Here is a 7,584-nt window from a genome sequence, read left to right as displayed (position 1 = left end):
CTGGCTGCAGTCGATCGTGCCGTCTTCGGGGTCGGAGACCGTGATCGTGTACGGCTTGGTGTCGCCGAAGCTGAACAGGCTCCCGTTCTGAGGTGCCCCGCTCGTCCGCAAGCTGGCGAGCGAGCACGGCGTCGACCTCGCCTCGGTGGCCGGCACCGGCGTCGGCGGCCGCATCCGCAAGCAGGACGTACTCGCCGCCGCCGAAGCCAAGAAGGCTGCCGCAGCCGCTGCCCCCGCACCGGCCGCCGCACCTTCCGCTCCGGCCGCCGCGGCCCCGGCGGTCAGCCCGCTGCGTGGCACCACCGAGAAGATGAGCCGCATCCGCAAGGCCATCGCCAACCACATGGTCAACTCGCTGCACGTCTCGGCGCAGCTGACCACCGTGGTCGAGGTGGACGTCACCGAGATCGCCAAGCTCCGGAACGCGAAGAAGGCCGAGTTCGAGGCCCGCGAGGGCGTCAAGCTGTCCTTCCTGCCGTTCTTCGCGCTCGCCGCGGTGGACGCGCTCAAGCAGTACCCGAAGCTGAACGCGTCGATCAACGACGAGGCCGGCGAGGTCACGTACCACGCCGCCGAGCACCTCGGGATCGCCGTCGACGCCGAGAAGGGCCTGATGGTCCCGGTCGTGCACAACGCCGGTGACCTGAACATCGCCGGCCTGGCGAAGAAGATCGCCGACCTCGCCGACCGCACCCGCAACAACAAGGTGCTGCCGGACGAGATGGCGGGCGGTACCTTCACCATCACGAACACCGGCAGCCGCGGCGCCCTGTTCGACACGCCGATCCTGAACCAGCCGCAGGTCGGCATGCTCGGTACCGGCGCCGTCGTCAAGCGCCCCGTCGTGATCACCCACCCGCAACTGGGCGAGACGATCGCGATCCGGCAGATGGTCTACCTGGCGCTGACCTACGACCACCGCCTGGTCGACGGCGCCGACGCGGCCCGCTACCTGACCGCCGTCAAACAGCGCCTAGAAGAAGCCCAGTTCGACGTCTGATCCCTCGCATCACCCCCTCCGGGCCGGCCGCACCACGCGACCGGCCCGGTTTCTTTGCCCAAAGCAACAACCCCACCGCCGCACGAAGAGCAACCACTGACCCGCCAACACTGAGCCGCTGATGCAGAGCCGCTGGCGAGGCGGTGGCGGCGAGCTGCTGGTGAAAGCGGTGGCTGAGGGGTCGGTGGCGAGGGGCTGGTGATGGGCTGGCTAGAGGGGGTGGGTGCGTGGGTCGTGGCAGTGCGGGCGGTTTGGGCGAAAGTTGTGCAAGCTGGTTCGATGGGCTTGCCGGCTGATCCGTCTCGCCGTCCGGCTCGAGTTCTCCACCCGCGACCGAGGGGCCGATGTTTCGGATGAAGTACGTACTGGCCGGCTCGTCCGGCTTCCTGGGTAAGGCACTCGCCCGCGACCTGCTGGCCGACGGCCACGAAGTGATCCGCCTGGTACGCCGTACGCCGAGCGCACCCGGCGAGGTCCAGTGGAACCCCGCCACCGGCCAACTCGATCTCGCTCCCCTCGCCGGCGCCGACGTCCTGGTCAACCTCGCCGGCGCGAACATCGGCCGCCCCTGGACCCCGACGTACCGCAAGACGATTCGCGAGAGCCGCGTCGACACGACCGCAACCCTCGCCGTCGCGGCCGCCGCCCTCGACAGCCGGCCTGTGTTCATCAGCCAGAGCGGGATCGGTGGCTACGGCAAGGACTGCGGCGACCGCATCCTCACCGAACACTCCGAACTCGGCGAAGGCTTCCTCTCCGACGTCGTCCGCCTCTGGGAAGGCGCCGCCGATCCCGCCCGCGCGGCCGGCTGCCGGGTCGCCGCCCTCCGCACCGGAGTAGTCCTGGACAGCGCCGCCCCCGCATTCCGCCTTCTGTCGTTGCCTTTCCGGCTCGGCTTCGGCGGACGCCTCGGCTCAGGCAACCAGTACTTCCCGGTGATCTCCTTGACCGACTGGATCCGCGCCGTCCGCTTCGTCGCCGAACACGACGAGATCAGCGGCCCCGTCAACGTCGACCTCCCCACCCCCGTGACGAACAAGGACTTCACCACGGCCCTCGGCAAGGCGCTGCACCGCCCGACCCTCTTCCCCGTCCCGTCCTTCGTCCTCACCACCCTCCTCGGCGAATTCGCCTGGGAACTCATCGGCAGCAAACGAGCCCTCCCCACCAAGCTCCTAGACGCCGGCTTCACCTTCACCCACCCCACCGCCCCCGAAGCCCTAACCGCCGCCCTCTCCTAAACCCGCACCCGTACCCCCTCGGGTTGAACAAAGCTTGCAAATGTCGATTGAAACTTTCCACCCAATGCGGTCGGCGCCCACGCCTCACAGCCCCTGTGGGCCAAAGCAAACAGCACCCAGGCAATACCGGAACGAACCCGCATTCAGGCGACACCAGGACGAACTCGGAGCCACGCGGTACCGGAACGGGACCCAGATCCACCCGGTACCGGAACGGCACCCAGATCCACGCGGTACCGGAACGGCTGTCGAGCCAGGCAGTGCTGGAACGGCCGCAAGCGGCCGTTGCGGTGACGCCGTCCATTCGGTTCGGCTTCTTCTCGACCCGGGCGGCGCCGGGTTCGGGGCGCGCTGCCGGCTGGAAGTTTGGGATCACCCCGTGGCAGGTCTGCGTGCTGATCAGAGGGTGGTGATTTTGGTTATTCGCCAGGTGCCGGGGGTTCTTGCTTCCAGGGTGATGCGGCGGGCGGTGGGTTTGCCTGGGGTGAAGGTGGTTCTGCGGCCGTGCCGGTCGACGGCAGTGCCGGAAGCCAGGCGGTCGACGACCTGGATGACGGCGTGGTTCGGCTCCTCGCTCTCGATGAGGACGCTTCGGATCTCCATGGTCAGCCCCTCAATTCGCGCGTGCTGGTTCCTGTACGTCGCGAGCAACCGGCGATCCGCGTTCCAGGGCACGCTTCCGCGCACATAGACGGAATCCAGCCCGGCCGCGTCGCCGGATTTGAAAGCTGCCGATCGCTGTCTATCAAGCGCTTTCAAAACATCGAGCCACGACGTCGGCCAGTCCGCCTGCGGCGCCGTCGACACCGACGTTGCTGTCGGCACTGGCGGATCCCCCGACGTACTAGCTCCCGAACTGGGCGGACCAATCGACTCCGCTGACACATCCGGCGCTCCTGGATCGGCTGCCCCATTCGACGCGGCGATGCTCGCCCCTCCCCCAAGGAGACCAACAGCAACAAGCCCGAGCACAAGGACGATCAACGCGGCAGCACCAGCCGAAGCCAGTACGCCGTACGCCGGAACCCGTCGTCGAACACCCTCACTCAACCGCAATCGACCATCCCTCCGCGCCCGCCTGCGCCGCAAAGAAGAAGTGGAGGCGGGTGACCTCCGGAGGGCAACGTGGAGGGCGGTGCTTTGTGGCGACCCGGTTTGTGGCGAGGTGACTTGTGGCAACCCGACTTGTGGCCACCCGGCTTGTGGCGAGGTGACTTGTGGTGAGCCGGTTTCTGGAGAGCTCGTTTGCAGAGAGGTGGGGTGGTGGGTTGGATCGAGGGTGTTCAGTCGGCGTCGGCCTCCGGTGGATGGTGTGGGGGTGGGGATCGCGTGGGTGCCCGTGGGCCTGCGTGGGCTGCGGAGGAGTTCTGACATTCGTCGGAACGAGCCTCTGGTGGGGCGACTTCCCGTTCGGCTCATTGGTGAGCGGTTTGTGCTGTCTCGGCGTGAGCCGGTCGCGCCGGGACCTGTGCGGGTTGGAATGCCAATACCGATTGATGAACTGTCGGCCGGCTCAGAGCCCTCCTTCGGAGATTCGGGTCGATTCGCATCTCCCGGCATCGCTGTGGAATCGGCGGTTGGAGGTGGTCGGTTGGAGGAGTTGCTGAAGAAGGCGATGGGGGTCGGAGCGGCTAGGTGGAGGACGTTCTGGGCGGTTTGGTCGGCGTCGGGGGTGAAGAGGGAAGGTGGGAAGAGGCGGGGGTTGCCGCCGCAGGTGTGGGCCAGTTCGGCTAGCGCCTCCAGGTCTGACTCGGGGGTTGAACGGGGTGCGATCAGCGCGCGGAGACCGGTGTCGGCGAGGACGGGGCGGCCTTCGGTGTCAAGCATGATGTTGGCTGGCGTGAGGTTGCCGTGGGTGAGGCCGGCGCGGTGGACGACCGCGAGGGCTTGGGCCAGTGGGGTGATCAGGGTGACCAGCTCGCCGGTGGAGAGTGGGGCGCGGCGGGCGAGCAGGCTCGCGAGGGTGCCTGCCGCGACGTACTGACTGAAGAGGAGCCATTCGCGGTCGGTTTGCCGTACGTCGAGCAGGCGGGCGAGGTGGGGATGGTCGATGGATCGGGCGAGGACGAGGTCCCGGCGGAACTGCTCGACAGCCGGGACCGTGGCTGCCGGGATGCGTTTGAGCACGGCGTGCCGGCCGGAACCGAGGTCCCGGAGCAGCCAGACCGAGCCGGTCGCTCCGGACCCGAGGTCGCGGCGCAAGCTGTAGCCGGCGATGTCTTCGAGTGCCATGTCAGAGAGGATGCCCGGATCGGTCCGGGCACCGCGGAAGTTATCCACAGCACCGGGGCTGTGGATGGCGGCGACCGGGCTCGAGCGCGGCGACATACACTCGAAGGCGTGCGTGAGATCAAGTATGTGAGGGCTGGGTTCGGCGCCGAGGCGGTCGGGTACGAGCAGGCGTGGGCGGAGCAGCGTCGTCTGCACGCGGCAGTTGCCGAGGGCACCGGACCGGAGACCGTCATCCTGCTCGAGCACCCGCCGGTCTACACGGCCGGCAAGCGCACCGAGCCGCACGAGCGACCAGTGGACGGTACGCCGGTGGTCGACGTCGACCGCGGCGGCAAGATCACCTGGCACGGTCCCGGGCAGCTGGTTGGCTATCCGATCGTCAAGCTCGCGTCCCATGTGTACGTCGTGGACTACGTGCGGCGGCTGGAGGAAGCGCTCATCGCTGTGTGTGCTGAGCTTGGGGTGAAGGCCGGTCGGGTCAAGGGGCGCAGCGGTGTCTGGGTTCCGGCGGACGACCGTGGGCGGGAGCGCAAGATCGCCGCGATCGGGATCCGGGTCGCGCAGAGCGTCACCATGCACGGCTTCGCGCTGAACTGCGACAACGACCTCACCTGGTTCGACCGGATCGTCCCGTGCGGGATCGCCGATGCCGACGTCACGACGCTCAGCAAGGAACTGGGTCGCCAGGTCACCATCGCCGAGGTCCTCGACCCGGTCGAACGCCACCTGACCGACGTACTCGCCTGGAACCCCTACGAACGCACCGCCGACCTCCCCCACGCCGAACCCGCCGCGGCAGCCGCCCCCACCGGCATCACCTACGGCCTCACCGCCACCCCACTTCCCTAACCGCACCGGGGGCCGTGTGGCCTTTGAAGATCTCCCGTACGCCGGGAAGCCGACCGCTGCGCTCGATTCGCCGGAAAGGCGACCGCTCCGCCCGTACGCCGGGAGCCGGCCGCTCCGCCCGTACGCCGGGAAGCCGACCGCTGCGCTCGATTCGCAGGGAAGCCGGCCGCTGCGCTTGGTTCGCGGGACAGCCGTCGGGGCTGTGTGGAGTCGAGGATGTGCGGGGTGTGTAGGGACAGATACCTCTGCGCAACCGGGTGGGCTGTTCGGGGGCAGATCTCCGAGGCCTAAAGGTCAGAGGATCTGTGGGGTGTAGCAAGCGCTTCCAGGCAGGTTACGGGGTTTGGTAGGCGGGGACGTGGCGACTGAGAGTGAGCTGTGCGGGCAGGTGCTCGCGAAGTGTCGTCCCTGCGTCGGGCGGAAACGTCGCTACGGTGGGGATGTGTCCAAAATCTTTGGCTTCCTCTTAGGTGTCGTAGTTGCGCTGGCCGGTCCGGCCGCCTTCGGAGTACTGGCTGCGGAGGGCGGGATCGAGCTCAACGCGAAGGAGATGGCGCTTGCCTATGGCATCGGAGCGCTGATCTTCTGGGCCGTCGTGTCCTACTTCTCGGGCGCCGCCGCGCTGGGTGCATTCGTCGTGTTCGGCACCATGGTCTACGCGGTGCACTGGATCCCCAACCGGATGACGAACTTCCTCAACGACGTTCCCGGGGTGACGACCGGGATGATCGACGGCGTCAAGGCGTACACGCTCAACGGCGTCGTACCTATTCTTGCTGTCATCTCGCTGGTGTTCGGCATCCAGTCGATCGTGCGGTCGGTGCAGCGGCGCCGACGGGCGCGGGCCGAGGCTGAGCGCGCGCTGCGCGAGCAGGAGTTGGCGCAGGCGCAGCAGGCGGCGGAGGTCGCGCCGTACCAGCCGCCGGCGGCGTATCCGGTTGCCGGGGGCGACTATCAGCAGCCGGCCGCGAACCAGTACGCCGGGTATGGGAACTCCAGCTACGAGGATCTGTTCGACGACGAACCTGAGCCGGAGCCGGTGCGGCCGCGGAACCAGGCGGATGAGCAGACGGCGATGATCGCGACTGCGCCTGCCGAGCAGGAGGCGTCCGCCGACGAGGATTACCGGCCGGACAACGACGACGAGACTCGCCTGGTGCCGACGGATGGGGACGCCACCGTTCTGGTTCCAACTGGGCAGCACGAGGCGGACGACTCCGCGGACGAGGTAACCGAGGCCGAAACACCTGCGGCACAACACACGCAGGAGCCGGTTGCCCAAGGCACCGATCCCGCCGAAGACGAAACCCAACTCACCCCAGCATCAGAAGCCAGTACTACGGCGCCCGCTGCACCTGCTACCTCTGAGCAGCCAACTGTCGTCGCCTCCGTCGACCCCAGTACGCCGGTGCCTGCCCAGCCGAGCGCGCCCAGCGCTCAAGCACCCAGTGCACCCGCACCCAACGCGCCGGCGCCGAGTGCTCCGACGGCGCCGGAGCCGGCTGAGCCAAGGCACTCAGGTGAAGGTGGACAGGCTTCAGCGTCGTCGGAAGACGCTCCGCAGGCTTCGGCTCAGCCCAGTGCACCCGCGCCGAGCGCTCCCGTTCAGGCAAGTGCTCAGGCGCCCAGTGCGCCCGCTTCCAATACTCCTGTGCCAACTGCACCCGCGCCGGCAGCTCCTGCTCCAAGTGCACCCGCGTCTGGTGCGCCCGTGTCCAGCGGTCCCGTGGCCGGGGCGCCCGCTTCCAGTGCTCCGGTCTCCGGTTCGCCTGCATCGACCGGTCCGGGGACTGGGTCGACTGGTTCGGTGACTGGGTCGACTGGTTCGGTGACCGGGTCGACTGGTTCGGTGACTGGGGCGACTGGTGCGGTGGGTGGTTCGTCGGAGGCGGGGCGGTTGGGTGAGGGCGGGGAGTCTTCGGAGGGTGGTTCGCAGGCTGCGGGTGGGGTGGTTTCGGAGCCGGCGCCTGTGGGGCAGCGGCGGGAAGAGGTGGGGCAGCAGTACCGGGAGCGGATGGAAGGGCCGGAGGAGGACGAGACCGGCGAGCATCACTTCGGGGCGTTCGAGAATCCGATGTTCTCCGACGAGATGCTGCCGCAGGCTCCCCGCGTGATGGACGCCCCCGGCCACTTCCGCCCCGCCGGCACCTAACCCGCGAGCACCTGACCCGCGAGCACCTGACCCGGAGGTTCCTGACGGGCACCTGAACGGCGGGAACACGATGCGACTCTGTGCCCAGGTTGGCTACTTCCGGTGCCGGA

General features: G+C 68.2%; 4 protein-coding genes and 2 pseudogenes. 4 read left to right on the top strand and 2 right to left on the bottom strand.

What is annotated here, in order from left to right:
- Positions 1-97: 97 nt before the first annotated feature.
- Positions 98-1,000 (top strand): annotated as a pseudogene (gene sucB / locus ABZ004_RS38770) (2-oxoglutarate dehydrogenase, E2 component, dihydrolipoamide succinyltransferase); the annotation flags it as partial.
- 344 nt (positions 1,001-1,344) lie between these two features.
- Positions 1,345-2,241, top strand: coding sequence for a TIGR01777 family oxidoreductase (locus tag ABZ004_RS38765; RefSeq protein WP_355687037.1), 897 nt, complete (start codon positions 1,345-1,347; stop codon positions 2,239-2,241).
- A 399-nt stretch (positions 2,242-2,640) separates the two neighbouring features.
- Here the strand turns inward: ABZ004_RS38765 and ABZ004_RS38760 are convergent, their stop codons facing one another.
- Positions 2,641-3,066, bottom strand: a complete 426-nt coding sequence (locus ABZ004_RS38760; protein WP_355687040.1) for a hypothetical protein — start codon at positions 3,064-3,066, stop codon at positions 2,641-2,643.
- 993 nt (positions 3,067-4,059) lie between these two features.
- Positions 4,060-4,473, bottom strand: a pseudogene (locus ABZ004_RS38755) (protein kinase); the annotation flags it as partial.
- Positions 4,474-4,581: 108 nt separating this feature from the next.
- On the opposite strand from ABZ004_RS38755, the gene lipB reads away from it, so the two are divergent.
- Positions 4,582-5,322 carry a lipoyl(octanoyl) transferase LipB gene (gene lipB, locus ABZ004_RS38750; protein ID WP_355687035.1) on the top strand — a complete coding sequence of 247 codons (741 nt, stop codon included), beginning with the start codon at positions 4,582-4,584 and terminating at the stop codon, positions 5,320-5,322.
- A 442-nt stretch (positions 5,323-5,764) separates the two neighbouring features.
- Complete coding sequence (locus tag ABZ004_RS38745) at positions 5,765-7,474, top strand: hypothetical protein (RefSeq protein ID WP_355687034.1); 1,710 nt, start codon at positions 5,765-5,767, stop codon at positions 7,472-7,474.
- Positions 7,475-7,584: the final 110 nt, after the last annotated feature.

The organism is Kribbella sp. NPDC006257 (assembly GCF_040613535.1).
In the GTDB taxonomy this organism is placed as follows: domain Bacteria; phylum Actinomycetota; class Actinomycetes; order Propionibacteriales; family Kribbellaceae; genus Kribbella.
The sequence above is the reverse complement of the archived record's forward strand: the minus strand, read 5'-3'. Positions and strand labels throughout refer to the sequence as shown.

Bases quoted from the DNA above. Each gene is read 5' to 3' on its own strand.
- ABZ004_RS38765 (WP_355687037.1), top strand. From the start codon at position 1,345: ATGTTTCGGATGAAGTACGTACTGGCCGGCTCGTCCGGCTTCCTGGGT.